Annotated in this window: 1 protein-coding gene; it reads left to right on the top strand. The window is 32.6% G+C overall.

What is annotated here, in order from left to right; translation table 11 throughout:
- Positions 1 to 81: 81 nt before the first annotated feature.
- Positions 82 to 650: DnaB-like helicase N-terminal domain-containing protein (locus tag ACFIL3_RS10890; RefSeq protein WP_375682285.1), on the top strand; the 569-nt coding region annotated here is incomplete at its 3' end.

The following is a 650-nucleotide window of genomic DNA, read 5'->3' as shown; positions in this document are numbered from 1 at the left end:
TGTTAAGTAAAATAAAAATGGGATTCACACTGTAGATTCAGTGATTTATAATTATCATTTATCAAATCAATTTAAATCATAATGAATAAAATGAACGCTGTTAATTTACCTTCTTTTCAAACAGAAGAACAATCTTCTTTTCGTCAACTGCCCCATAATATTGAAGCAGAGAAAGCTTTGCTGGGTGCTATCATTATCAATAATAATGCTCTTGATAGCGTTTCTGATTTTTTAAAAGCAGAGCACTTTTTTGAACCGTTGCATCAAAAGCTTTTTGATATCATTTCACAAATTATTCAAAATGGAAAAGTTGCAGATCCCATTACTATTAAGCCCTTTGTTGAAAATGATGTGAAAATTGGTGACATCACTGTATATAATTACGTGGTGCGTTTAGCTACCGAGGCAGTCACAATCATTAATACTAAAGATTATGGGAGTGTCATTTATGATCTGTTTATCCGACGCTCTTTAATTAACCTTGGCACTCAAGTTGTGAATAGAGCTTATGATGTTTCTGTAGAACTTACAACATCACAACAAATTGAAACTGTTGAAAATCAGTTATTTGAGCTAGCAGAAAAAGGAAAATATGGGGGTGGGTTTGAAAATTTTGATACAGCCATTGCAAAAGCACTTAACATGGCAAG

This window comes from Bartonella sp. CE47NXGY (assembly GCF_042195415.1).
Taxonomy (GTDB): Bacteria; Pseudomonadota; Alphaproteobacteria; order Rhizobiales; family Rhizobiaceae; genus Bartonella.
The sequence above is the reverse complement of the archived record's forward strand: the minus strand, read 5'-3'. Positions and strand labels throughout refer to the sequence as shown.